The 25,488-nt window shown below is 72.8% G+C and carries 17 protein-coding genes; 7 read left to right on the top strand and 10 right to left on the bottom strand.

Going from position 1 to position 25,488, the window contains the following annotated elements; genetic code table 11:
- Positions 1–10: 10 nt before the first annotated feature.
- The 3 genes from AB0C36_RS12860 to AB0C36_RS12870 all read left to right on the top strand — a co-directional run bounded on the left by AB0C36_RS12860 (position 11) and on the right by AB0C36_RS12870 (position 3,403).
- Positions 11–472: a hypothetical protein gene (locus AB0C36_RS12860; RefSeq protein WP_358353006.1), complete on the top strand. Its 462-nt coding sequence runs from the start codon at positions 11–13 to the stop codon at positions 470–472.
- Positions 473–687: 215 nt separating this feature from the next.
- Entirely contained in the window at positions 688–1,626 is a 939-nt protein-coding gene (locus tag AB0C36_RS12865) for a putative protein N(5)-glutamine methyltransferase (RefSeq protein WP_358353007.1), read from the top strand.
- Positions 1,627–2,152: 526 nt separating this feature from the next.
- Positions 2,153–3,403: a hypothetical protein gene (locus AB0C36_RS12870; RefSeq protein WP_358353010.1), complete on the top strand. Its 1,251-nt coding sequence runs from the start codon at positions 2,153–2,155 to the stop codon at positions 3,401–3,403.
- Between the two features lie 91 nt (positions 3,404–3,494).
- On the opposite strand, the gene AB0C36_RS12875 is transcribed toward AB0C36_RS12870, so the two are convergent.
- On the bottom strand, positions 3,495–6,422 hold the full coding sequence (locus AB0C36_RS12875) for an FAD-binding and (Fe-S)-binding domain-containing protein (RefSeq protein WP_358353012.1): 2,928 nt from the start codon (positions 6,420–6,422) through the stop codon (positions 3,495–3,497).
- 716 nt (positions 6,423–7,138) lie between these two features.
- Here AB0C36_RS12875 and serC point away from each other — a divergent pair.
- Both serC and AB0C36_RS12885 read left to right on the top strand, forming a co-directional pair.
- Positions 7,139–8,260 carry a phosphoserine transaminase gene (gene serC, locus AB0C36_RS12880; RefSeq protein WP_358353014.1) on the top strand — a complete coding sequence of 374 codons (1,122 nt, stop codon included), beginning with the start codon at positions 7,139–7,141 and terminating at the stop codon, positions 8,258–8,260.
- A 210-nt stretch (positions 8,261–8,470) separates the two neighbouring features.
- Positions 8,471–10,021 (top strand): MFS transporter, encoded by a 1,551-nt coding sequence (locus AB0C36_RS12885; protein ID WP_358353016.1) that lies wholly within the window; start codon positions 8,471–8,473, stop codon positions 10,019–10,021.
- Here AB0C36_RS12885 and AB0C36_RS12890 read toward each other — a convergent pair.
- The 8 genes from AB0C36_RS12890 to AB0C36_RS12925 all read right to left on the bottom strand — a co-directional run bounded on the left by AB0C36_RS12890 (position 9,987) and on the right by AB0C36_RS12925 (position 18,642).
- Positions 9,987–11,051 (bottom strand): TolB-like translocation protein, encoded by a 1,065-nt coding sequence (locus AB0C36_RS12890; RefSeq protein WP_358353018.1) that lies wholly within the window; start codon positions 11,049–11,051, stop codon positions 9,987–9,989. The two genes, AB0C36_RS12885 and AB0C36_RS12890, sit on opposite strands and share 35 nt — an antisense overlap.
- Before the next feature lie 237 nt (positions 11,052–11,288).
- A complete protein-coding gene (locus AB0C36_RS12895) occupies positions 11,289–12,335 on the bottom strand; it encodes a hypothetical protein (RefSeq protein WP_358353019.1) in 1,047 nt (348 codons plus the stop codon).
- A 74-nt stretch (positions 12,336–12,409) separates the two neighbouring features.
- The gene (locus AB0C36_RS12900) at positions 12,410–12,916 is read right to left on the bottom strand and encodes a SigE family RNA polymerase sigma factor (RefSeq protein ID WP_358353097.1); all 507 of its coding nucleotides are present in this window, start codon (positions 12,914–12,916) and stop codon (positions 12,410–12,412) included.
- Between the two features lie 784 nt (positions 12,917–13,700).
- On the bottom strand, positions 13,701–14,423 hold the full coding sequence (locus AB0C36_RS12905; protein WP_358353020.1) for a maleylpyruvate isomerase family mycothiol-dependent enzyme: 723 nt from the start codon (positions 14,421–14,423) through the stop codon (positions 13,701–13,703).
- A gap of 134 nt (positions 14,424–14,557) precedes the next feature.
- The gene (locus tag AB0C36_RS12910) at positions 14,558–15,832 is read right to left on the bottom strand and encodes an MFS transporter (RefSeq protein WP_358353099.1); all 1,275 of its coding nucleotides are present in this window, start codon (positions 15,830–15,832) and stop codon (positions 14,558–14,560) included.
- A gap of 128 nt (positions 15,833–15,960) precedes the next feature.
- Positions 15,961–16,392, bottom strand: coding sequence for a MarR family transcriptional regulator (locus AB0C36_RS12915; RefSeq protein WP_358353021.1), 432 nt, complete (start codon positions 16,390–16,392; stop codon positions 15,961–15,963).
- Between the two features lie 118 nt (positions 16,393–16,510).
- A complete protein-coding gene (locus tag AB0C36_RS12920; protein ID WP_358353023.1) occupies positions 16,511–17,041 on the bottom strand; it encodes a hypothetical protein in 531 nt (176 codons plus the stop codon).
- 134 nt (positions 17,042–17,175) lie between these two features.
- Positions 17,176–18,642, bottom strand: a complete 1,467-nt coding sequence (locus tag AB0C36_RS12925) for an NCS2 family permease (RefSeq protein ID WP_358353025.1) — start codon at positions 18,640–18,642, stop codon at positions 17,176–17,178.
- 239 nt (positions 18,643–18,881) lie between these two features.
- On the opposite strand from AB0C36_RS12925, the gene AB0C36_RS12930 reads away from it, so the two are divergent.
- The gene (locus AB0C36_RS12930) at positions 18,882–19,394 is read left to right on the top strand and encodes a hypothetical protein (protein ID WP_358353027.1); all 513 of its coding nucleotides are present in this window, start codon (positions 18,882–18,884) and stop codon (positions 19,392–19,394) included.
- A gap of 192 nt (positions 19,395–19,586) precedes the next feature.
- Positions 19,587–22,019: a cation-translocating P-type ATPase gene (locus tag AB0C36_RS12935; protein WP_358353029.1), complete on the top strand. Its 2,433-nt coding sequence runs from the start codon at positions 19,587–19,589 to the stop codon at positions 22,017–22,019.
- A gap of 81 nt (positions 22,020–22,100) precedes the next feature.
- Here the strand turns inward: AB0C36_RS12935 and AB0C36_RS12940 are convergent, their stop codons facing one another.
- Complete coding sequence (locus tag AB0C36_RS12940; protein WP_358353031.1) at positions 22,101–25,385, bottom strand: sacsin N-terminal ATP-binding-like domain-containing protein; 3,285 nt, start codon at positions 25,383–25,385, stop codon at positions 22,101–22,103.
- Positions 25,386–25,488 lie beyond the last annotated feature (103 nt).

The following is a 25,488-nucleotide window of genomic DNA, read 5'->3' on the forward strand; positions in this document are numbered from 1 at the left end:
GAGAACGGGCATGCGGGAACCGTGGGAGCCGTACGAGGAGACCGGCGAGACCGTCGCGTTCGGGGAGCCCCGAGTGCCTGGGGAGTCCGGAAGGCCTGGGCGGTCCGTGGAGCCTGGTGAGCCTGGGGAACTCACGCTGCCCGAGGAGCCCGAGGAAACGGTGGCGGGCCCCACGCCGTCCCGGCGCGCCGGCATCCGGTTCCTCGTCTCCGGCCGCGACGTCGCCCACAGATGCCGGCTCCGGGGATCCGGCCGCGACATCCACGGGCAGCCCCGCTCCGAATGCGTCCGCGACGCTCTCGGCCACACCCACGGCGACGACGGCGGCCGGCCGGACAACGGCGCCGGCGTCGGGAACGCCGTCCACGACGCCGCCCAAGGCCACGACAGCGGCATCGACGGCCCCGCCGACGGCGCCCGGGTGAAGAAGGGCACCGTCATCGACATCACACGCGTATTCGGCTGCGGCTGAACCGCCGGCGGTCGCGCCCGGCGGCCGGGCACCGCCGGGCCCGGGTGCTGGGGTAATCTTGGCCCGTCCGGAATCGACCGGGCGACGGCTTCGACCGAGGAGGTGAGACCCATTCCCGCTTCAGCAGGCTGGGTGTCCTCACCTCACGGACGCACCATCGCCGCGTTCTGACGACGCGATCGCGAGGGCACCCTTCGGCATCCCGAAAGGCCCTCATGCCGGTTCCACCGCACGTTCGCCCCGTCCCCGCGCCGCCTCTCCCGGCCCCGCCCGCTACGCCCGCCGCGCTGTCCGCCGTCGTGACCACGCTGCGGTCGGCCGGGTGTGTGTTCGCCGAGGACGAGGCCCAACTGCTCGTCTCCGCATCCCGCTCCGCCGACGAACTCGCCGCCCTGGTCGCCCGCCGGGTCGCCGGGCATCCGCTCGAACACGTCCTCGGCTGGGCGGAGTTCTGCGGCCTGCGCATAGCCGTCGAGCCGGGCGTGTTCGTACCGCGCCGCCGGACGGAGTTCCTGGTGCACATCGCGGCGGCACTCACGCACGAGTCGGCGGACGCCGCCGAAGCGTCCGGCGAGCCCACGCGGCGCACGCGTACCGGCGGTGGCGGCACTGCGGTGCTCGCGTCCCCGCGTACGGTGGTCGTCGACCTCTGCTGCGGCTCGGGCGCGCTCGGCGCGGCGCTTGCCGCACTCGTCACCGGCGTCGACCTGCACGCGGCCGACATCGACCCGGCCGCGGTCCGCTGCGCCCGGCGCAACCTCGCGGCCGCGGGCGGCCAGGTCCACGAAGGGGACCTGTACGAGGCCCTTCCCGCCGACCTGCTGGGCCGCGTCGACATCCTGCTCGCCAACGCACCGTACGTCCCCACACACGCAATAGAGCTTCTGCCTCCCGAGGCCCGCGACCACGAGCCGCGCGCGGCACTCGACGGCGGCACGGACGGCCTCGACATCCAGCGCCGCGTGGCCGAGGCCGCGCCCGTTTGGCTGGCCCCCGGCGGACGCCTACTGGTCGAGACGAGCGAACGTCAAGCGCCTTATACGGCACGGGCGTTCGAGGCCAACGGCCTCAACGTCGAAGTACTCGCCTGCGAAGACCTGGACGCAACAGTCGTCATCGGCACCAAGCCCAGCTGCCCCCAGAACCCGGCGTGAACGCAACAGCCCCTGTAGCATCACTGCGTTCACATTGGGGGGAACCATGTTGGACTTTCCAGTCGCGGGCGCGTGCCCGCGGACTGCCGCTGCCGCACGCCTCGAACCGGCGTGCGGACACGACCTACCAGGTGCCGGGCCGCCGACGCGCGTACCCCGGCGACGCCGACGCGCGCGCTGCGCGCCGCCACCGGGCGGCCCGTGTGACTGACGTCGAGTCGGCCGCACAAATCCCTTCCTAGGGAACCCTCATCCCGCCGCAAGGCGGGTTCGTCCGGGTCGGCGCATCACAGCCTTGTGAACCGAAGTTGCGTGCGTCTGCCCGGAGTTCCGCGTGCACTCTTTGCGATCGACCGCGTTCGACGCGATCCGCCGCACACGCGCTGATTCGGCATGTCCGCGTGACCTTGGGCGGTTCCGCCCGGGGGTGGCGTCGGCAACATGACCGATCACGTCCTTCGGGGATCCACCGCGCCCCACAACCTCCTTTCGTGGCGACTCCGCCCACCGCATCCTGGAGCAAACCTTGCGCCGTTCATTCGCCGTCACCGCGACGGCTTCCCTACTCGCCACCGCGCCGGCGATCGTCGTACTCGGCGCGGGCTCCGCCTCCGCCGAGTCCGGCCTCACCGTGCAGACGACCGCCCCGGGCGTCCTCGGCATTGCCGCCGATCCCACCGCCTTCACGGTGAAGGTCACCAACTCCGGCCAAGCCGCGCACAGCACCAAGCTCGCGTTCACCCTGGCGGGGGCGAACCTCAACCCCGCGCTCGGCGGACTCGGTCCGCAGACCGTCGCGCTGCAGTGGCAGGACAACGACGGAGCCTGGCGTGACGTCGCCGTCGCCGCCGCCGGTTCGGACAGCGTGACCGCGGCCTTGCCACAACGTGAGTTCGGGTCCGGCGAGCAGGTCGTCAAGATGCGCGTACGGGTCGCGCCCAAGGCCCCGGCAGGGCCCGACGGCGAGTTGGCGACCTTCAACTCGCATGACCCGTCCGCTCCGAAGCCCGCCGATCCCGCGAACCCGTACGGCCACATCACGCTGACGACGACGGCAACCCCCGTCGGCGAGACAGCCAAGGCCGCCGCGGGCGGGGCGGCGACCGACACGGACACCGTGAAGCTCGGCGCCCCCGTGGTCTCGCTCGTCAACCACCCGACGACACACGCTCCCGGCGGCACGCCCAAGGAGTTCACGCTCAAGATCGACAACGCGACCGACTCGACGTACACCGCCCTGAGCACGATGCTCGCGTTCGACCTGACGAGCGGGAACGACAGCGCGCTGGTCAAGCTGGAGTCGTCGTCGGACGGGAAGGCCTGGAAGCCGGTGCCCGCGATGGAGGTGCCCGGCGAGATGATCAACCCGCTGCCCGGAACGGTCGGCGTCCAGCCGCGTTCGGCCGTCGAGCAGCAGTTGCGCATGTCGTTCACCGGCGCGGCGAAGCCCGGCGACGGCGTCACCTACCTGGCCGCCGACGTCCTCGACACCACCGCGGAAGAGCCGGCCCCGATCGCGGAATTCTGCGGCGAGCGCGGGAAGTTCGCCATCGTGACCACCGACTCCTCGCCCGGCCCGTCGCCGACTCCCAGCGGCTCCGCCGGCCCCCGGCCGACCGACACTCCCCAGCCCGTCCCCTCCACTCCCTCCCCTGCCCCCGTACTTGCGGACACTGGCGGGGACGACAACAGCACGACTCTGATCGGCGCCGCTGCCGCGGCGCTGATCCTTGCGGGCGGCGGCATAGCCTTCGCCGTCCACCGCCGCCGCGCCTGACCGCGCGCGGCACGACGGTCGTAGGTCGAAACACCCCCGGGGCCCGTCGCGGCGCCCCGGGGGCACGACCTTGGCGACGAACTCACGGGCATCAGCGTTGCGTTCGGTTTTCCGTGGCCCGGTCCCCGGCGGCCGGGAGTGCCTGGGCGAGGACTTCGGCGAGGTGGCGGGGCCTCAGGGCGGTGTGGCGGGCGATCTGGGTGCGGCAGCTGAAGCCGTCGGCGAGGGGCACGGCGTCGGGCGGCGCGGCGTGGAGGGCCGGGAGGAGGCGTTCCTCCGCGATGCGCGTGGCGACGGCGTCGTGGCCCGGTTCGTAGCCGAAGTTCCCGGCGAGTCCGCAGCAACCGTCCGCCAGAGCCCCGGTGAGCCCGGCCAGGTCGCGGAGGCGCCGGTCCGGGCCGTCGCCGAGGACCGCGTGCTGGTGGCAGTGGAGTTGGCCGGTGACAGGCCGGTCGATGCGAGGTGGCGACCAGTTCGGCGCCAGTTCCTCCAGGGCCTGGGCGAACGTCTTGACGGCCCCGGGCAGCGCGGTGGCCTCCGCACCGAGGAGTTCGGGGACATCGGTACGCAGCGCCGCCGTGCAGGAGGGCTCCAGGCCCACGACGGGCAGGCCCGCGTCCAGGGCGGGGCGCAGGGTGGCGAGCGTACGGCGCATGACGCCGCGTGCGACGTCGAGTTGGCCCGTCGACACCCAGGTCAGGCCGCAGCACACGGACTTGGGTGGGACGAGCACGGTCAGTCCCGCGGACTCCAGGACGCGTACCGCCGACCAGGCGATCTGCGGGGCGAACCGGTTCGTGAAGGTGTCGGGCCAGAGAACCACGCGCGTTCCCCCGGCGGCGAGTTCGTCCCGTCGGTCCTCGGCGGGACGGCGTGCGCGCCATGCGCGGGTGAAGGAAGTGGCGGCGAACTCCGGCAGCGGGCGCTCGGGTTGCAAGCCCGCGAAGCGCAAAGCGGCGCGTTTGAGCGTCTGACGTGACCCGACCGCGTTCGCGAGCGCGGCAAGACCGGGAACGGAGGTCGCCACCGCCGACCACCACGGCAGGCCGCCCAGCGCGTAGTGGGCACGGGGACGCACGCGGCCCTCGTAGTGGTGGTGCAGGAACTCCGCCTTGTACGTAGCCATGTCGACGCCCACCGGGCAGTCGCTGCGGCAGCCCTTGCAGGACAGGCACAGGTCGAGAGCGTCGCGTACCTCCTCGGAACGCCAGCCGTCCCGCACCACGTCGCCGATGAGCATCTCGTGCAGCAGCCGGGCGCGGCCGCGCGTCGAGTCCTTCTCCTCGCCCGTCGCCCGGAACGACGGGCACATCACCCCGGCCGAGGAATTCGCCGTCGTCTCACGGCACTTGCCCACACCTACGCAACGGCGTACCGCCGCCGCGAAGTCCCCGTGGTCGTGCGGGTATCCGAAGGCGACCGGCACCGGCTGCCGGGGCATACCGGTGAAGCGGAGGTCGCCGTCGAGCGGACGGGGGCGGACCAGCATGCCGGGGTTCATCCGGCCGTGCGGATCCCATACGGCCTTGAAGCGGCCGAACAGGTCGACGAGTTCCGGGCCGTACATGCGGGGCAGCAACTCGGCCCGGGCCTGGCCGTCGCCGTGCTCGCCGGACAACGACCCGCCGAACCCGGTGACGAGGTCCGCGAGTTCGATGGCGAACGAGCGGTATGCGGCGATGCCCTCGGTGCCCAGCAGGTCGAAGTCGAAGCGGATGTGCACGCACCCCTCGCCGAAGTGTCCGTACGGGAGCCCGCGCAAACCGAACTGCCCCATCAAGGCTTGTAGTTCCCGAAGGTATTCGGCGAGGCGCTCGGGCGGTACGGCGGTGTCCTCCCACCCCGGCCACGCCTCCGACCCGTCCGCCATGCGGGTCGCGGTCCCGGACGCCTCCTCGCGGATGCGCCACAGCGCGCGTTGCTCGGCAGGATCGGACACCACGCGGAACGCCTGTGGCGCCACCTCGGCGGCGACCGTACGCGCCCGTTCCACCGCCTCGTCCGCGGTGGCACCGCCGGTCTCGACGAAGAGCCAGGCGCCGCCGTCCGGAAGGCGTACGCCACGCGAGGAGCGGGCGAGCCCGGCGAGCGCGGCGCTGAGGCTCTCCACGGTGAGCGGCCCGTACGGCAGCAGCGCGGGCGCGGCCTCCGCCGCGGCGATGTCGTCGGCGAACCCCAGGACGGCGAGGGCCCGGAAGCGGGGCGCCTCGACAAGGCGTACGCCGGCCCGCAGCACGACGGCGCAGGTCCCTTCGCTGCCGACCAGCGAGCGGGCCAGGTCGCGGCCGTTCTCGGGGAGGAGGCGGTCCAGCGCGTACCCGGACACGCGGCGCGGGAGCGGGGCGAACCCCCGGCGGATCAGCGCGAGATGGTCGTCGGCGAGGGCGTGGAGATCGGCGCGGATGCGTTCCGCGCCGACCTCGGAGCCCGGTTCGGGGAGGACGGCGTCGCCCGGTCCGACGCGCATGCGGACGCCGTCCGGGGTCAACACGTCGAGCCACGCGACATTGGCGGAGGTACGCCCCCACGCGACGGAGTGCGCCCCGCAGGCATCGTTGCCGATCATGCCGCCGAGCGTGCAGCGGCTGTGCGTCGAGGGGTCCGGACCGAAAGTCAGCCCTAACGGTGCGGCCGCGGCCCTGAGGTCGTCGAGAACCACACCGGGCTGCACGACCGCGATGCGGGCGTCCACGTCGAGGGACTCGATCGCGGTGAGGTGGCGCGAGGTGTCGAGGACGACACCGGTGCCGGTGGCCTGCCCGGCGATGCTGGTGCCGCCGCCGCGCAGGGTGACCGGGGCGCCACGTTCGTGGCAGACCGCGACGGCGGCGACCAGGTCCTCGGTGTCGGCCGGGGTGACCACGCCGGGCGGCACGTGGCGGTGGTTGGACGCGTCCATCGAGTGCAGCGCCCGCGCCTGTGCGTCGAAGCGGACACCGCCGCGCACGCGCGAGCGCAACTCGCGGGCGAGCACGTCACGCAGCCGCGCCGATTCGGCGCCGTGGTCAAGTTCAGACACACCCCCAAGTCTGACAACCCGCTGGCACCCCTACGCCAATCCCCACCACCGACACGCCCCGCACCCGGGACCACATGCCACCGCTGTCGCTCCCGCCCAAACCCGACAACCCGCCGGCACCCCCACACCCACCACCGACACACCCTTACGCGGCGGAACCCCACTGTCGCTACCGCCCAAACCCGACAACCCGCCGGCACCCCCACACCCTTGCGCGGCGGAACCCCTCTGTCGCTGCCGCCCAAACCCGACAACCCGCCGGCACCCCCACACCGAACCCCACCACCGACACACCTTTGCGCGGCGGAACCCCACCCGCCGCTGTCGTTGATGAGTTACTGGGTGTGTGGGGTCAGGCGTGAGCGTGACCTCACGGCGTTCATTGGGTTGGGTGGCGTGATGCTGTCGCACGTCAGCGCTGTCGCCGTCGTCGAACGTGGCGTCGAACGCACTGCGCTCTACGTTGCTTCGGGTGGATCGGGGTCGACGTCGGCACCGTTGGTCGGCCGCGAACGTTCCCGAGATATCGAAGGGTCAGGCGGGAGGAAAGGGTGGATAGGGGGAAGAGATCGCGCCTATCTGTCTCTCCCTGGCGACTCCGCCCGGATTCGCTGTCGTCTCACCTACTGTCGTGATCACGACCGCATTGTGGTCCGGATCGTCTCACTTCGTGGATTTTGACGTTCTCGTGACCGACCCCGGGCTACGCTCGCCGGGTGGCCGAGATCCAGATTCCCGAAGAGCTCAAGCCCGTCGACGGCCGGTTCGGCGCGGGCCCGTCCAAGGTGCGCCCCGAGGCGCTGAGTGCCCTCGCGGCGACCGGCACGTCCCTGCTCGGCACCTCGCACCGGCAGGCACCCGTGAAGAACGTGGTGCGCCGGGTCCGCCAGGGTGTCCGTGACCTGTTCCGCCTGCCCGGCGACTACGAGGTGGTGCTCGGCAACGGCGGCTCCACCGCGTTCTGGGACATCGCCGCGTTCGGCCTGGTCGAACGCAAGTCGCAGCACCTGTCGTTCGGCGAGTTCTCCAGCAAGTTCGCGTCGTCCGTCAAGGCGGCGCCGTGGCTGGACGAGCCGAGCGTCGTCAAGTCCGAGCCCGGCACCCACCCGCTGCCCGTCGCCGAGGCGGGCGTGGATGTGTACGGCCTGACCCACAACGAGACCTCGACCGGCGTGGCGATGCCGATCAAGCGGGTCGAGGGCGCCGACGAGGGCTCCCTCGTGCTGGTCGACGCGACCTCGGGTGCGGGCGGCCTGCCGGTCGACGCTCGGGAGTTCGACGTCTACTACTTCGCCCCGCAGAAGTGCTTCGCGTCCGACGGCGGACTGTGGATCGCGGCCTTCTCCCCCGCCGCGCTCGACCGCGCGGCGCGGATCGCCGCGACCGACCGCTACATCCCGCCGTTCTTCAGCCTGCCGACGGCGATCGACAACTCGTCGAAGGACCAGACCTACAACACCCCCGCGCTCGCGACCCTGTTCCTGCTGGCCGACCAGCTGGAGTGGATCAACGGGCAGGGCGGCCTGGAGTGGTCGGTCGCGCGTACGGCCGACTCGTCGTCGCGCCTGTACACGTGGGCGGAGAAGTCGGCGTACGCGACGCCGTTCGTCACCGACCCCGCGCAGCGCTCGCAGGTCATCGGCACGATCGACTTCGCCGAGGGCATCGACGCCGCGGCGATCGCCAAGGTGCTGCGCGCCAACGGCATCGTCGACACCGAGCCGTACCGCAAGCTGGGCCGCAACCAGCTGCGCGTCGCGATGTTCCCGGCCATCGACCCGGCCGACGTCGAGGCGCTGACCACGTGCATCGACTACGTCGTGGAGAAGCTGGGCTGACCTGGCGACACCCGACGTCACCCAGCAACACCTGGTGACCCCCAAGGTCACCCAGCAAAACCTGGCGACACCCCGCAGCACCCAACGACAGCCGACGCAGGCCGACGCGCCAACCGACGCCATCCGCCGCGCCGGCCGACGACACGGAGCATGACGGAGCCCTCCCCGCGCGGGGAGGGCTCCGTCATCTGCGCCGAGTAACCTCATCGGGTGAATCCCCCCGAAACGGCCGCCTCGGCGACGCCGACCTCCCCTGCCGCGGGATCGGTCCGGCTCACCCGCGACCGTGCGACCTGGCTGCTCTACCTGCAGACCGCGGTCTTCGCGTACTTCCTTTACTGCTTCGGCCCTTCGGTCCCGCTGCTCGGCGACGACCTGGAGGTGAGCAAGGCGGTCGCGGGCCTGCACAGCACGGCGTACGCCGCCGGAGGCGCGATCATCGGTGCGCTCGGCAGCCGCCCGGTGCTGTGGTGGGGCCGCGGTCCCGCGCTGTGGGGCGGATTCACGCTGCTAGCCGCGGGCGTGCTCATGTACGCGCTCAGCCCCTGGCTCGCCCTCACCCTGGCCGGCGCGCTGCTGTGCGGCCTCGGCGGGTTCGCGGTGGTGAACCTGGCCGCCGCGGCGATCGTGGACCACCACGGGGCGGTGGCGGGGCCGGGGGCGTTGAGCGAGGCGCACGGCATCGGGGCCGCCGTCGGCATGATCGCCCCGCTGGCGATCGGCGGCGCCCAGGCGTCGGGGCTCGGCTGGCGCTACGGCATGCTGGCCGCGCCGGTCCTGATCGCGACGCTGTACGCGGTGTTCCGCAGCACCCGAATACCGGGCCACTACCGCGACGACCCGGCGAAGTCGACGGCCCTGCCCGCCACCGACACCCCGCCCACCGCCGACGCCCCACCCACCACCAAGACTCCGGCCACCACCGAGAGTCCGGCCAACACCAAGAGTCCGGCCACCACCGAGACGTCGCCCACCACCGAGACGCCGCCCCCGTCGGACACGCCGCGCGCCACAGACTCCCTGCCTGCCGCTGACATTGCCCACACCGCTCAGAGCGCCCACACCGCCGATACCGCCGACACCGCACCCGCGACACACACTCCGCGCACTCCGGCCACGCCGCGCATCCCGGCACAGCGGACCCGCCCAAGCCCCCGCGACGACCGCCTCCCCGCCCGTTGCTGGTGGGCCTGGCTGCTGATCGTCTGCCTCGTCTCGGTCGAGTTCTCGCTGTCCCTGTGGGCATCCGACCTGCTGGAAGACCGGGCCGGTTTGTCCGAGGGCGCCGCCGCGACCGCGATGACCGCCGTCGTCGCGGGCCTGTGCCTCGGCCGGATAGTGGGTGGGCGGCTCGTCCTGCGCTTTCCCGTCGGCCGCCTCTACGCGGTCGCGCTCGCCGTCAACGCCGCGGGCTTCGCCGCGCTGTGGCTGAGCACCACCGCTTGGCTGTCCTTCACCGGGCTGTTCGTGGCGGGCCTCGGCATGTCGGTGCAGTTCCCCCTGGCCATGGCCCGTTCGATGGAGGCCGCCGAGGGCCGCACCGACCTGGCCGCGTCGCGGTCCGCGCTGGCCACCGCGCTCGCCGCGGGCGGCGCGCCGTTCCTGCTCGGGCTGCTCGCCGACACGTTGGACACGTGGAAGGCGTTCGCGATGATCCCGGTCTTCCTGCTGCTTGCCGTGCCCGCCCTGGTGCTGAGCGGACGGCCCACCGCGCGGGCGCGCCCGGTCACGACGAATCCGACCGTCGGCCACGCAGCTTGATGTAGCCGTAGACGGTGAGGACGATGAGCAGCACGGCCAGGAAGCCCGGCCCGTACGCCTCGTTCTTCTCCTTGCCCGCGTCCCCCTCCGGGTCGCCGCCGCCGAGAGGTGCCGCGTCGCCCTGCGCGCCCTGCGGCCCGCCCGGCTTCGTGTCGGCGGCCGCCGCGACCGACTCCGGCCGGTTGCGGCCGTCCAGTTCGACCCGGCTGATGGTGCTGTCCGCCCCCTCGTGGCCGAACAGGACCGCGCGCCCGTCGGCGGTGAAACTCGCGGACTCGCCCTGCAGGCCGCCCAGTTGCACCGGCACGTACACGCTGTCGAGTTCCTTGCCCGGCGCCGAGAACATCGTCGCGACCATGTAGCTGCGCAGCACGAAGCGGGTTCCGTCGGGTGAGAAGGCACCGTCGGTGACCGTCGCAGGTGCGGACCCGACGCGCTTGAAGATGTTGACGGCGGTCGTCGACAAGGTGGCGGGCTGCTCGTACAGGCGGCCGTCGTTCTCCTTGCTGGCGATGAAGATCTTGTTGGTGCGCGGGTCGATCAGCAGTGCCTCGGCGTCGCGCGGGCCGTCCTCGTACGTCAGCCGGTACTTCACCGGCTTCACGGTGGCGTCCTTGAGCTCGGCCGGTTCGGGGATCCGATAGATCCACACCTCGGACCACTTGCCCTTGAGGTTGTCGCCGATGTCGCCGATGAACAGCGCGGGCCGGCCGGCCTCGTCCTTGCCGATCGAGACGGCCTCCCAGTCGCGCGGCGTGACGCCCTGCAGCGTCAGCACGGCCTTGGTCGTGCCGTCCGCGCCGATCGCGAACACGCGCGGCTCGTCGCCGCTGTCGTTGTGGGTCCAGTAGACGCCGGCGTGCTGCGTGCTCGCGATCAGGCCGCTGGACTCGGTGATGCGGTCGTCCCGGATCGTCACCACGTCGGGGTCCTGGGCGGCCGGCGCGGCGGACGCGGGAAGCGCGGCACCCGGCGTCAGCAGGGCAGCCGCCGCGACGAGCACGACCAGCGGTGGTACGCGGAACTTCATACCGGAAACAGTGCCAGGAGTCGGGGGTGTGCGGTGGAATTCGGTACGCCCGTGTCCGACCGCACCGGCCCGGACGACCGACCCGGACAACCGAGCCGAACGACCACAGCAGGGCGCGCAATCCGGACACCAGGCCGGACAACCAGGGCCTGGCACTCGAGCCGGATAATCAGGCCCGACACCGGGCCCGACACCGGGCCCGACAACCAGGCCGGACGACCAGACCCGACAACCGAATCAGACGGCAGGCGGGGCGCCCGACGCGCCGCCCGTCGGCTTGGGCGGCGGCGATCCCGAGGGAAAGGACGTGCTCGGTACGGCGGTCGCGGTGGGCGAGCCGGTGCCCGGCACCCCGGTCGGCTCCGTCGGCTCGCCCGGCGTTCCGGACCGGGTCGGCCGGATGGTCGTCGGCGCCGCGGTCTCGGCCCGGCCGGTGGCCGACGGGGTGGTGGCCCGCGGCTCGTTCTTGCCGCGCGCGTCGGAGTCCGTCGTGGTGACGGGGCCCTTGCCGTACACGCCGACCACTTCGATGCGGTCGCCGAACCGGACCGAGTCGTAGAACTGCTTGGCCCGTTCCTCTCCGAACAGGCCGATCAGTCCCTGCCGGTTCTGGTCCGCGGGGCACTTGGCCGCGGTCGCCATGCAGACGGGCGGCGAACCGATGTAGACCTCGGTGCCGTCCGTGGCCGACGCGGTGACCACCCACGGCACCGCGACCGCGGTGTCCTTGCCCAGCTCCGCGCCGTAGCCCGCCAGGTCCAGCGTCCGGTACAGCCCGGTGATCTGGAGCGTCAGCGGGTTCTTGGCGAACTGGTCGAACGCCGTACCGCTGATGTACACGTCGAACCAGTAGCCCTGCAAGGCGCCGTTCTCGGCGTGTGTGGTCAGGGTCATGCCGCCGATGTCGAGCGTCGCCACGGGCGGCGTGGCCGCCTTCAGCGTGGGGTCCCCGGTCGTCGTCTCAGGCGACGCGGGCGCCGTCTGCGGTGTCTGTGCCGCCGTCGGCGCCGGCGGGTCGGCGACCTGCTCCGGGGAGGCGGCCGCCGAAGTAGGGCCCCGGCCGCTGCGGTCCGGGGTCAGCGGCCCCATCACCAACGCGCCGACCAACGCCGCCGCGACCAGCCCGGAACCCGCCCACGCCGCGTGCCTGCGGGAGCGGCGGCGCGTCCCCTTGCGGCGCACCTCGTCCGCCGTCAGGGACGGTACGACGGGGCCCGGCAGGTCAAGGTCCCGCAGCGCACGTGCGAGCTGCGGATCCTGGAGGTGGTCGTCAGGCGTGGGCAAGGCGTACCACTCCTTCCGGTGCCGCGGGGGCGGGGCGGTATCGGCGGGCACCGCGGTGTCCGGCACGAAGGCCGTCACGAACGCGCACGATGCTCCTCCCCCTCGCCCTCGCGGTCACCGAGGATTTTTGCGAGTGCCGCCCGGCCGCGCGCGAGGCGGGCCTTGACGGTTCCGCTGGGCACGTCGGCCTCGGCGGCTATCTGATCGACCGTCATGTCGCACAGGTGGTGCAGCACGATGGCCTGCCGCTGCGCCTCGGGCAGCTTCCGGAGGGCGGCGACGAGAGCGGCGTGGTTGGGGTCGGGTCCGGCGACCGGCTGCTCGACGTGGTTGCGGCGCAGGAGGTCCCAGCCGCGGCGAGCGCGGCGCCAGCGGCTGACCGCGAGCCGCCAGGCGACCGTGCGGATCCACGCCTCGGGCGCCTCGGCGGCGAAGAACTGCCCCCGGCGGTCCCACGCGCGGACGAACGCCTCCTGCACGACGTCCTGGGCCTCGGAGAAGTCCCCGGTCAGCGCGTAGAGCTGATGGACCAGGCGGGAGAACGACGCATGGTAGAACGCGTCGAACTCCTCCTCGGTCATCTCGGGTCCCTCGCTGTCGGGCGACCGGCCCGGGCCGAGGACCGTCTCGACGACGGTGTCGACATCCGACGCGAGGTGGCCGGCGTCGGAAGCGTCGGCCGGGTCGGCATCACGGGTCGGCCGAGCGGTCGGCCAAAGAACCGATGATCCCACAGCCTCGTCGGCCGCCGCCGAGCCCGGTACAGCCGTACGTGCCACCACCCGTGTCCACCTCCGTGCCGAGGCCGGGGACGCGGTGTCCCGGGCCGTCGTTCATCCACCCACCCGGTCTACCGACGGGCGGGGACGCACGGTTGCATCACGAACTGGTCAAGCCGGGCACAACGGCGGGACCGAAGCGGCGGGACCCGCTCGGCCGGACACCAGGCATCGGACCCAGGCATTGAATCTCAGGCATCGAACCTCAGGCATCGAACCTCAGGCATCGAACCTCAGGCATCGAACCTCAGGCATCGGCCCCTTGGCCCCGGAGCACCGGGGCACAGGCCGTCGGGCGTCAGCTCAGCGCGGCGCCGATCGCGACGGCGATCAGGAGGATGACGAGCGCCGCCGAGACGACGCGGGTACGGGTACGCGGGTTCACCCCACCAACCTAACCCGCCCCGGCCACCCTCCGGCCGCCGGGCGGCCGACTTCCTCGCACGGCGTCGGCCAGGCACAGGCACAGGCCCATGCACAGGCCGAGGCACAGGCCGAGACACAGTCACAAGCGCAGGCCCCGACTCAGACTCAGGCCCAGACCCCGAACCCAGGCCGCCCCGACACCCGGCGCCCGCCTCCGGCGTCAGACCATCGACAGCGCGAGGCGCCGGCGGAACGCCGCAAGCACGGTGGTGTCCCCGGTGCGCGAGACAACGGTCCCCGGCCGCCGCCCCCACAGGTACAGCAGCAGGTCGCCGGGTTCCCCGCGTACCGCGGCATCGGTGAAGCCCGGCGACCGGGACACCTCCACCGCGTCGCGGTGCAGCGTGAGCCGCCAGTTGTGGTGGTGGCAGTGCACGCCGACGGTACGGCCGACCGCGGCGTCGAACCCGCCCCCGTCGTACCGCAGCGGCAGCAGCACCCGCAGCGCCTCGTCGATGCCGTCGACCGCGAGTTCGAGGTCGATCGGCCCGGGGTCACCCACCGCCATCTCGATGTCGGTGCGGTGCATCGCCGCCTCGTGGGCGAGCCGCCGGTACCAGAAGCCCACCGCCCCGTCGCCGTCGTCCTCGAAGGCCGGACGGTCGGGGTCGCGGCGGGCGAGTTCGGCACGCAGCTCGGCCAGCGCCTCGCCGTACCAGGCGAGGACGTCGCCCTTGGGCGCGCTGTTGTCGGGGGCGTCCGGACGGTGGCCGATCCGCAGCCACTCGGCCGCCGTCAGGTACACCGTTCCGGTGTGCCCCACGACGTCGGCGACCGTCCATCCCGGGCAGGACGGGACCGGGGTGTCCAGTCCCGCCGCGGCCGATTCCGCCAGGCGCAGCCCCTCCGCCTGGAAGAAATCCTGGAATCGCGCATAGTCCATGAATCAATCGTTCCAGCCGCGAACGACCGGTGTCGATGATTTCGGTCACTCGAACGGATTCCTGACGGCGAAAGATTTGCCTTTCCCTGTAACGATATTGACGACGTGTCAGTTCCTGATCGAAGGCGTCCGCATCAGGCCGCAACGGGATCGGGCCGCGGCGTGGGCGTGCGTTCGACGACGTGCACCGCCGGGTGGGGCCGGACCCGCAGGCGCAGCCGCTTGCCGGTGCGCCGCGCCAGGATCATGCCCACGGCGACCGCGGTCGACGCCGACACAAGGCCGCCGAAAAGCAGGGCGACGCGCGGTCCGTACGTTTCCGCGATCCAGCCGACGAGCGGGCCGCCGAGCGGTGTACCGCCCATGAACACCAGCATGTAGAGGCCCATGACCCGGCCGCGCAGCGCGGCGTCGACGCTGAGCTGCACGGTGGAGTTCGCGGCCGTGTTGAAGGTGATTCCGGCGATGCCGATCGGCACCAGCGCGAGGGCGAAGCTCCAGTAGCCGGGCATGACCGCGGCCACCATGCTGAGCGCGCCGAACGCGAAGGCCGCGCCGATGAGCATGCCCATGCGCGAGCGGCCGCGGCGGGCGGCGAGCAGTGCGCCGCCCAGCGAGCCGAGCGCGAAGACGGTGTTGAGCAGGCCGAAGGCACCCGGGCCGGCGTGGAAGACCTGGTTCGCGAAGCCGCCGAGGGTGACGGCGAAGTTGAAGCCGAACGTGCCGACGAATCCGACGAGGGCGAAGACGGCGAGCAGGTCCGGGCGGGCCCGGACGTACCGCAGCGCCTCGCGCAGTTGCCCCGGCTCGCGCTTGACCGGTGCGGTCGGGGTCAGGTCGCGCGCCCGCATGGCGAGGAGGCCGAGGATGACGGCGATGTACGACAGGGCGTTCACGGCGAACACCCAGCCGGTGCCGATCGCGGCGATGAGCAGGCCCGCGACGGCCGGGCCGGTGATCCGGGCGAGCTGGAAGTTGGCCGAGTTCAGGCTGATCGCGTTGGGCAGGTCGCGGCGGCCGACCATCTCGACGACGAAGGTCTGCCGGGTCGGGTTGTCGATCGCGGTGGCGAAGCCGAGGCCGAGGGCCAGCAGCCAGACGTGCCACACGTCGACGACGCCGGCGAGGTCCAGGACGGCCAGGATCGCGGCGAGCAGACCCATCGCGGCCTGAGTCGCGATGAGCAGGCGCCGCTTGCCGTAGCGGTCGGCGACGGCGCCGCCCCACAGGCCGAAGAGCAGCATCGGGAGGAACTGCAGGCCGGTCGTGATGCCCAGCGCCATGGCGCTGCCGGTGAGCTTGAGGACCAGCCAGTCCTGCGCCAGACGCTGCATCCAGGTACCGGTGTTGGACACCATCTGCCCCGCGGCGAACAGACGGTAGTTGCGGTTGTGCAGCGAGGAGAACATCGAGGTTCGGGCAGTGGCCGGTTGCGCGGTGGCCGTCAAGACGCCCCTTTCATCGAGCGGTCGGTCGGGTGTGCGGGAGCGCGAGCGTTCCCGCTTGTCCGTTGTCCGACCTCCGCCCGGGGGGCGTGTCAGAGTTGCGCGAGCCGTTCCAGTACCGGCACGGCGGCGCGCAACGCCGCCAACTCCTCCTCGGTCAGCGCCTCCAGGTGCGCGGCGAGCCACGCGTTCCCGAGCCGTCGGCTCTCGGCGACGACCTCGGCGGCCGGCTCCGTCGCGGTGACGGTGATCTGGCGCCGGTCCTCGGGGTGCGGGTCGCGGCGGACCAGCCCGCGTTCCTCGAGGCCGGCGATGACGCGGGTCATCGAGGGCGGCTGCACCTTTTCGTGCCGGGCGAGTTCACCCGGCGTCATGGCGCCACGTGCGACCAGGATGGTCAGCACCGACAGTTGCGTGGGGCTCAGGGTCTCGTCGGCACGCTGGTTGCGCAGGCGGCGGGAGAGTTTGAGCACGGACGCACGGAGCACGGCGACCGCGGCGCGGTCGGCATCGGACAAGGACACCTTCGTTAGCTTAGATCATTACTTTCGCTAACGGTAACGGTTTGCCCGGCGGCGCTTATTCCGCGCGTACCGCGGGGGTCCGCGCCGGTCCGGGCGTCGCGCCGCCGGGCCGTCCCGGCTACTCCGGGCGCAGGCGCGGCAGCAGTTTCGGCCGGGCGGGCAGCGCGGCCTGGGCACGCCAGTACTCCGGGTCGCGGGGGCACGCGAGCCACGCGGGCAGGCGGCTCGCGGCGTGCTCGAACGCCTCTCCCAGCGGGAGGCCGTTGCGTACGTCGACCACCGTCTCGACCGGGTAGTGCGTGTTGTGGTCGATGTCGCACCAGCACGCCACGCTCACCGCCGCGAGCGCGGCCAGACCGCCCGGGCGTATCCACGCGACGTCGAGTTCGAGTTCGAGCCAGTCGACGCCCGTCTCCTCGTGGACCAGGGCCACGGTCGTGGTCAGCACGAGCGGCGTGATGCCCTCCGGCAGGGGGTCGGGGCACGCCGCGTGGTCGCGGAACCACTCCCACTCGGGCGGCTCGGCCGCGAGGCGGAGCGTGTCGACGGCCGCGGCAACCCGGCGTACATGGTCCAGGTCGTGTGTCGGCGCGCCGGGGAACAGCGCCGCGAGGGGAACGTCGTCGATGGTTCCGCGCTCCATGCCCACGCGGCCGATCCTGGCGTCGGCGGCGCGACGACACAAGACCCGTGCACGATCCGACCGCACCGTTCGCTTGGGCGGCGGCCCCGCCCGCTCCCCGACCGTCCCCGGCCGCGCTTCACCCGCGCCCGCACGCCCGGCTATTCGACGCCGAGCACCTGCTCGACCGGGTCGATGCCGAAATGCACGAGGAAGAACGCGGCGACGACCCAGAGCAGCCAGGGCACTTCGCGGGCGCGGCCGGTGGCGGCCCGGATGACGACGTACGCGAGGAAACCGGCGCCGATGCCGTTGGTGATGCTGAAGGTGAACGGCATGAGCACGATCGTCAGGAACGCCGGCACGGCGAGCGGCCAGTCGGTCCAGTCGATGTCCTTGACCTGGGTCATCAGCAGGAAGCCCACGACGACGAGGGCCGGCGTCGCGGCCTGGTAGGGCACGACCGTGGCCAGCGGGGTGAGGAACAGCGCCCCGAGGAACAGCCCGCCGGTGACGAGGTTGGCGAAGCCGGTACGCGCCCCCTCGCCGACGCCCGCCGTCGACTCGACGAAGCACGTGTTGGACGAGCACGACGCCGCGCCGCCCGCGACCGCCGCGAAGCCGTCGACGAGCAGCACGCGGCCGATGCCGGGCAGCCTGCCGTCCGCGTCCAGCAGCCCGGCCTCGTTGGTGACGCCGATGATCGTGCCCATCGCGTCGAAGAAGTCCGAGAGCATCAGCGTGAAGACGAAGATCACCGCGGTGAGCACGCCGGCCTCCGCGAAGGCGCCGAGCAGGCTGACGTCCCCGACGAGGCCGAAGTCCGGGGTGCCGACCACACCGCTGGGCAGGTCCGGGCTGATCAGCCCCCACTGCTTGTCGGGTACGTCCGCCACCGCGTCGACCAGCATCGCGAGCACGGTCATCGACACGATGCCGATCAGGATCGCGCCGCGGACCCGGCGGACCAGCAGCACGAACGTCAGCAGCACCCCCGCGCAGAAGACCAGGGTGGGCCAGCCCTGCAGCTGCCCGTCGGGCCCGAGGGTCACCGGCACCGTCGACCCGGCGGAGTCCGGCGTACGGGTGACGAAGCCCGCGTCGACCAGGCCCAGGAACGCGATGAACAGGCCGATGCCGACGCCGATGGCCTGCTTGAGGGCCATCGGGATGGCGTCCATGATCATCTGGCGCAGGCCGGTCACGACCAGGACGACGATGGCGATGCCCGACCACACCACCAGGCCCATGGCGTCCGGCCAGGACATCTCGGGCGCGATCTGGAAGGCCACCACGCCGTTGAGGCCGAGCCCCGCGGCGATCGCGAGCGGGATGTTGCCGGCGACCCCCATGATCACCGTCATGACGCCGGCGACCAGGCAGGTCGCGGTGACGAGTTGGCCGTGCGACAGGTGCTGGCCGTACTTGTCGGTGGCTCCGCTCAGGACGATCGGATTCAGGACGACGATGTACGCCATCGTGAAAAAGGTGGCGACGCCGCCGCGGGTCTCCTGCACGAGCGACGACCCGCGTGCGGAGATCGCGAAGAAGCGGTCGAGCGCGCCCGCGAGTCCGCGACCGGGCGGCGTGGGCCCGCGGTGGGCGGCTGCGGGGGCGTCGGCGGTCATGGCGGCCCCTCGGGGGTACGGGCGGCGGACGTGGAACCGGGCGCGGTCCCGCTGATCACTCCCTACACCGACCGGCGGCCCGGTTCGGGCCGAAACTCCCCGTACTGCCCCGAACTCACCCGAGAGGACGGGAGGGGCACGCGAGCCACGGGGCGAGGCGCGCCACAGGCGAGGCGCGCAACGGGGTGCGCGCAGGCCCTGCGGCGACGGGACCGGACGGGCCAGTAGCCTTGCCCTTTGTGAGCAGGCACGGGAAGCGGCGGCGTACGTCGCCCGAGGAGTCGTACGACATGGACTCGTACGACACCGCGGCATTCGCTGCCGACACCGGCGGCGAGCACGACGACCACGCAGGCGACGACCGCCGCGGCACCCCGGGCCCGCCGGACTCCGACCCGGCCGCCCCGGGCTCCGCGCCGGCCGCTCCGGCCGCCGAGACGTACTCCGACGCCGCGACGGTCCACGACGCCGACGCCGCGTCCGGCGACGCACCGCCGCCCGCGTCCGGCCGGATCCGCCGCCCCGACCCCGAGCCGCTGGAAGCCGACGACGTGAAGATCGTCGGCATCGGCACGCTCGTCTGGTTCGGCCTCTTCCTCCTCTGTCTGCCGTTCCGCGACACGCTGGAGCGCGACGGCCGCGAGTGGTGGCCGTGGTGCGCGCTCGCCGGCGCCGGCCTCGGCCTGCTCGGCCTCTGGTACGTCCGGCGTCGCCGCGACGCCATCCGCCGCCGCGCGGACCAGAGCCGCTGACCCCGCCACCGCACGTCGCCACCTAACGTCGCCACACAACGTCGCCGCCTCAACTCGCCGCCCGAGGCCGACGCCGAGGCTGCCGAGGGCTGTCGACGTCGCCGCCAAGAGCCGCCGGCCCCTGTCACGCGAACGGCCGAGCCCACGCCAAAGCGCCACAGAATCTGACATCTCATGACGTAACGTCGGTTCATGATCGACGCCGAGGCCCCGCCGCCCGCCGAGACGTCCCCCGAGGGCCTCACCTCGGCCCAGGTCGCCGAACGTGTCGCGCGCGGCGAGGTGAACGACGTCCCGGCCCGCTCCAGCCGCAGCGCCCGCGACATCGTGCGGGCCAACGTCTTCACCCGCTTCAACGCGATCATCGGCACGCTGTTTGTCATCATCATGGTGTTCGGCGCGCCGCAGGACGGTCTGTTCGGCCTGGTCATCGTCGCCAACACGGCGATCGGCATCATCCAGGAGCTGCGCGCCAAGAAGACCCTGGACGCCCTCGCCGTAGTCGGCGAGGCCAAACCCCGGGTCCGCCGCGACGGCCGCACCACCGACGTCACGCCCCGCGAACTCGTGCTCGACGACGTCTGCGCCATCGGCGCGGGCGAGCAGATCGTGGTCGACGGCGTGGTCGTCGAGGCGGACGGGCTGGAACTGGACGAGTCGCTGCTGACCGGCGAGTCCGACCCCGTGCACAAGCACCCCGGCGACCCGGTGATGTCCGGCAGCTTCGTCGCGGCCGGCAACGGCGCCTTCCGCGCGACCAAGGTCGGCCGGGACGCCTACGCCGCCCGCCTCGCCGAGGAGGCCAGCCGCTTCACCCTCACCCGGTCCGAGCTGCGCTCCGGTCTCGACGTGATCCTCAAGTACGTCACCTGGCTCATGGTCCCGGTCGGGATCCTCCTGCTCGTCAGCCAACTGCGCAGCAACAAGGGCGACTTCTCCGGCGCGATGACCGGCATGGTGGCGGGCGTCGTCACCATGGTCCCCGAGGGTCTGATGCTGCTCACCTCGGTCGCGTTCGCGGTCGGCGTGGTGCGCCTGGGCCGCAAGCAGTGCCTCGTCCAGGAACTGCCCGCGATCGAGGGCCTGGCCCGGGTCGACGTCGTGTGCCTCGACAAGACGGGCACGCTGACCGAGGGCGGCATGGACGTCGGCGAGGTGCGTACGCTCGCCCCCGACCTGCCGGTCAAGGAGGCCCTGGGCGCACTCGGCACCTCCGACCCCCGGCCCAACGCGAGCCTCCAGGCGATCATCGACGCGCATCCGGCGCCCGAGGGCGACGGGTGGCGGGTCACCGGCGTCGAGCCGTTCTCGTCGGCCCGCAAGTGGAGCGGCGCGACGTTCGCGGGCGAGGGGTCGTGGCTGCTGGGCGCACCGGACGTCCTGCTGCCGCAGGGCGACCCGGTGCTGCGCGACGTCGACGAACTCGGCGCGCAGGGGCTGCGCGTACTGCTGCTCGCCAAGGCGGACGGCCCGCTGGGCGACCGGGCGGCCGAGCACGCGACGCCCGCCGCCCTGGTGGTCCTGGAGCAGCGGCTACGCCCCGACGCGGCGGACACACTCCGGTACTTCGCGAGCCAGGCGGTCGCCGCGAAGGTCATCTCCGGTGACAACGCGCTGTCCGTGGGTGCGGTCGCCGGCAAGCTCGGCCTGGCCGGCGCCGAACACCCGGTGGATGCCCGCACGCTGCCCGAGGACCGCGCCGAACTCGCCCAGGAGCTCGACGACAACACGGTCTTCGGCCGCGTGACGCCGCAGCAGAAGCGCGCGATGGTGGCGGCACTCCAGTCCAAGGAGCACACGGTCGCGATGACCGGCGACGGCGTCAACGACGTACTCGCCCTCAAGGACGCCGACATCGGCGTGGCGATGGGTTCGGGCAGTGCGGCGAGCCGCTCGGTGGCGCAAATCGTGCTGCTGGACAACAAGTTCGCGACGCTGCCCGCCGTGGTGGCGGAAGGCCGCCGGGTCATCGGCAACATCGAGCGGGTCGCGAACCTGTTCCTGTCGAAGACCGTGTACGCCCTGCTGCTGTCGCTGCTCACCGGCGTGGCGAGCCTGCCGTTCCCGTTCCTGCCCCGGCACCTCACGCTCATCGGCACGCTGACGATCGGCACGCCGGCGTTCTTCCTCGCCCTCGGACCGAACACCGAGCGGGCCCGGCCGGGCTTCGTGCCGCGCGTGCTGCGCTTCGCGGTGCCGGCCGGAGTGGTGGCGGCGGGCACCACCTTCCTGACGTACTGGCTGGCCCGGCTCAACCACGGGTCGAGCCTGGAGCAGGACCGCACCGCGGCGACGATCACGCTGTTCATGGTCGCGATGTGGATCCTCGCGATCGTCGCCCGGCCGTACGCGTGGTGGAAGCTCGTCCTCATCGCCGCGATGGGCGGCGGCTACCTGCTCGCGATGTTCGTACCGTTCCTGTCCGACTTCTTCGCGCTCTACCCGGACGACCTGCCCAACTGGGGTATCGCGGTGGGCATCGGGCTCGCCGGGATGGGCGTCCTGGAGTTCGGCTGGCACCTGTCCGGGTGGGTCCGGCGCAGGCACCCGGCGGCGGTCTCCTGGCAGGCGGGGGCCGACTCCGCAAAGACAGGGGCGAAGGAAAAGGCGGAGGAAAAGGCATAGGCGAAGGCGGCGAAGTCAGCCGGGCCGGCCACGTCGGCCGAAGCCCCGGACGACCGAGCCGGGCCGCCGACTTCGCGGCCGTCACATCGGGTTGTCGAAGTCCCTTTCCGCGTCCAGGACATGGGCGAGCGACGGGTCGGCCAGCAGTTGCGCGACCTCGAAGCGGCGGTGCCACTCCCCCGCGGCCCAGGCGAGTCCGCGGGCCAGGCCCTCGAACGTGGTCGCGTGCACCTCGCCCTCGACGAACCGCCACTCCGCCTCGAGTTCGGCGCCGTCGGGACCCGCCACCAGGAGCTCGCCGTGCTCGACGTACTCGGTCGGTGCGCCCGCGAGGGCGGCGAGGACCGCCTCGGGAACGGGGTTGCGGGTGCCCTCGGAGAGCACCGTCCCGGGCACCACTTCGGACACCAGGGGCAGTTGCAGCAGTTCGGCGAGCGCGGTCGCGCGGTCGGGGCGCACCGGGAGCAGCGCCCACGCGGGTGCCTCGGCCAGCAGCGCGGCCAGGTCCGGCGCGTCGGCGACGGCGGCCGAGCTGGCGTCCACGACGGTCAGGCGGCCGGCCACGACGGCGCGCACCTCGTGCGGGGCGTCGACCCGGTCCATGTCCACATCGGCCAACGCCGTGTAGAGAAGCCGGAGTTGATCGCGTCCGACGTCGTTGGAGCGCTTCGCGAGCCGGTCGAGCAACTCGTCCGGCCCGCCGGGCTCGGCGAGCAGCGCGGCGAGCGTGGTGCGCACGCCCAGCGCGCGCAGGAACACGTCGTCGAGGTGCGAGTCGACCTCGTCGTACAGGCCGTGCAGCGCGGGATCGGCGCCCGCGGCCAGCAGGCCGGCGGGCGGACGGCCGTCGAGCACCGGGTGCCCGCGCAGCCACCACGCCGTGTACGACGGGATCTCGGCCCGGCCGCCGTCCGGCAGCAGTACGCGCGCGGGCTCGATCACCGCGGCCCGCAGCGGCGGGACGGCGAGCAGGTCGAGCGCGTCCTCCCACGCGTCGTCGGCCACCAGGTCGAGGTCGCGGACCGCGGTGAACGCGGGCAGCACCGGCGGCACTTCGGGGTCGGGGAGGTGGTCGAGGACGTCGTCGAGCCAGTCCTCCTCCAGGTCCAGGTCGTGGTCGCAGGCGTCGTGGTCGAGGACCACGTCCTCCTCGGCCACCAGGCCGAACGTGTCGAGCACGCCGACCGCGCGCAGTACGTCGGGCCCCCAGCGCTCGACCAGCTCCCGGTCCGCGACGCCGAGCGTGCCCGGTTCGACCAGGGCGGTCAACGCGCTTCCGGGCAGCATGAGTTCGCCGGCGGCGAGCAGGTCACCCTGGTCGTCGGGCAGCGGCAACTCGGCGAGCCACGGCTCCTCGCCCGGGGCCAGGTGTGCGGCGCGTACGAGTTCGAGGACGGCGTCGGTGAACGCGTCCGGGTCGTCGTGGTCGTCCGCGGCGGCGACGCCCGCCCGGACCGCGGGGTCGGCCAGGACCGTGCGCGGCGCGGCCGGGAGCGCGCCGAGGCGCTCCAGCAGCGGGTGCACCGCGTCCGGGTGCACGATGCGCAGGTCCAGCGGCTCCAGCACGGCGGGCTTGGGGGTGTCCGGCCCGGGGAGCAGGAGATGCCGGGGGCCGCGCACGAGGCGGCCGTCCACGAGCGGTACCGGCAAGGCGCCGAGCGCGTCGCGGTCGGCGGGGTCGAGTGCCGCGTACAGGCCGTGCCACCACTCGGGTTCGCGTTCCAGTGCGGCGAGTTGGTCGACGACCTCGGCGAGCGGGAGGCGGCGTACGGTCAGCGCACGCAGCGCCGGCGACTTGTCCAGACCGGCCGGGATCAGCCCGGGCAGGACGGGGGCCAGCGCGGCGACCAGCCCCGGGGAGGCACCGTCCAGGACGACCGCGTCCCGCGGGCGTACCCGGCGCGGCGCGGCCTCCTCGCCGGAACCGGCGTCGGGACCGGGGTCGGAACCGGCGTGGAAGCCGGGGTCGGAACCGGCGTGCGAACCGAGGGCGGAACTCAGGCCGGACCCGAGGCCGGAACTCAGGTCGGAACCGGGGTCGGAACCGGCATCGGACCTGCCGGACGCGGCCGCGGCGGAGCCGTCCGCCCCCGCGAACGCGGTCGGCAGGAAAGGCGTTTCGGCGAGCCGGGCGAGGACGGACCGGCGCAGCAGCGCGTCCAGCTCACCCTCGGGCGCGGTGCCGGGCACCAGGCTCAGCAGAGCGCGCGTGAACGGCGTCGGCCAGTCGCGCACCATCTCGGCGTAGCTGTCCGCGGCCCGCGCCACGAGGAAGTCGCGGAGCGGGCCCGGCGCGACGTGCCGCCGGGTGCTGTCGAGCGGGAAGGAGGCGATGAGCAGCGCGGGCAGGCCCAGCGGCTCGTCCGAGGGAGTGGGCGCGTGCACGACGGGGCGTACCGGCACGGAACCGCGCGGCGTGCCGTCGTCGTTCGCCGCGTCGAGGCTCAACGGCGGCCCTCCGGCCCGCCATTCGGCGCCTCCGCCGTGCAGCGGCAGGGGGGCGCCCGCGGCGTCCACCGGCACGGCCCACAGCACCGACCAGGTGCCGCGCAGGCGTTCCTCGGTGGGGCGGTCCGCGAGCAGGCCCGCGTCCAGCGCACCGGCCGCGGAGCTGACGCGCCACCGCGTCTCGTGGTCCTGGTCCGCGACCACGACCGTGCCCTGGTCGTCGTGCCGCGAGAGCGTGCGGACGCCGCGGTCCGTCTCGACGACGATCTCGCCGAGTCCGGACAGGGTCAGCAGCAGCGCGTCGTCGATCTCGGCGAGCAGGCGCGCGGCCAGGTCGGTCGCGGCGCCGTCGCGCAGCGGCAGCACGACCGCCGTGTCGTAGCCGTCGGGCGGCGTGCCCTCGGCCGGCATCGGCAGGCGGAGTATCGGGACGGCGCCGTCGCGCCGTACGACCTCGTCGGCGATCGCCGGGACGCCCGCGGCCAGGTCCCGTGCCTCGCGGAGGGACCACCGGACGCCGCCGGTGCCGGAGATGACCGACGGGTCGTCGGACACCGCCAGGACGGCGGCGAAGCCGACCCCGAAGCGGCCGACGGTGCCGGGGCCTTCGTCCCGCTTCGCGGAGGCCCGCAGCGTGGACAGCGCGAGAACGCCGTCCGCGTGCAGCGGCTCGCCGGTGTTCGCCGCGGTGAGGACGCCGTCCCGCAGCGTCAGCCGCAGCCGTCCGGGCCGTCCGGTACGCGCCGCCGCGTCGGCGGCGTTCTGCGCCAGCTCCACGACCAGGCGGTCGCGGTACCCGCCGAGGGCAAGCTCTTCCTCGGCGTTGGCGTCCTCCCGGAACCGTGCCGGTTGTGCGGCCCACGCGTCCAGAACCGCCTGCCGCAGCCCAGCCGTCGCGAAGATGTCCTCGGTGCCCATGGCCACAACTCTCTCCGCAACCCCACCCCGCTTGGCAAATCCTGCCCCCCGCTTCGGCGGCGAACCCCCCTACACCCGACAAAACGCAGCCGAGTTCAAGCCG

The organism is Streptodolium elevatio (assembly GCF_040649515.1).
Taxonomy (GTDB): domain Bacteria; phylum Actinomycetota; class Actinomycetes; order Streptomycetales; family Streptomycetaceae; genus Yinghuangia; species Yinghuangia elevatio.

Coding starts and splice junctions, on each gene's coding strand:
- AB0C36_RS12860 (WP_358353006.1), top strand. CDS start 11: ATGCGGGAACCGTGGGAGCCGTACGAGGAGACCGGCGAGACCGTCGCG.
- AB0C36_RS12865 (WP_358353007.1), top strand. CDS start 688: ATGCCGGTTCCACCGCACGTTCGCCCCGTCCCCGCGCCGCCTCTCCCG.
- AB0C36_RS12890 (WP_358353018.1), bottom strand. CDS start 11,051: ATGAAGTTCCGCGTACCACCGCTGGTCGTGCTCGTCGCGGCGGCTGCC.
- AB0C36_RS12900 (WP_358353097.1), bottom strand. CDS start 12,916: ATGACCGAGGAGGAGTTCGACGCGTTCTACCATGCGTCGTTCTCCCGC.
- AB0C36_RS12905 (WP_358353020.1), bottom strand. CDS start 14,423: ATGGACTATGCGCGATTCCAGGATTTCTTCCAGGCGGAGGGGCTGCGC.
- AB0C36_RS12910 (WP_358353099.1), bottom strand. CDS start 15,832: ATGTTCTCCTCGCTGCACAACCGCAACTACCGTCTGTTCGCCGCGGGG.
- AB0C36_RS12925 (WP_358353025.1), bottom strand. CDS start 18,642: ATGACCGCCGACGCCCCCGCAGCCGCCCACCGCGGGCCCACGCCGCCC.
- AB0C36_RS12935 (WP_358353029.1), top strand. CDS start 19,587: ATGATCGACGCCGAGGCCCCGCCGCCCGCCGAGACGTCCCCCGAGGGC.
- AB0C36_RS12940 (WP_358353031.1), bottom strand. CDS start 25,385: ATGGGCACCGAGGACATCTTCGCGACGGCTGGGCTGCGGCAGGCGGTT.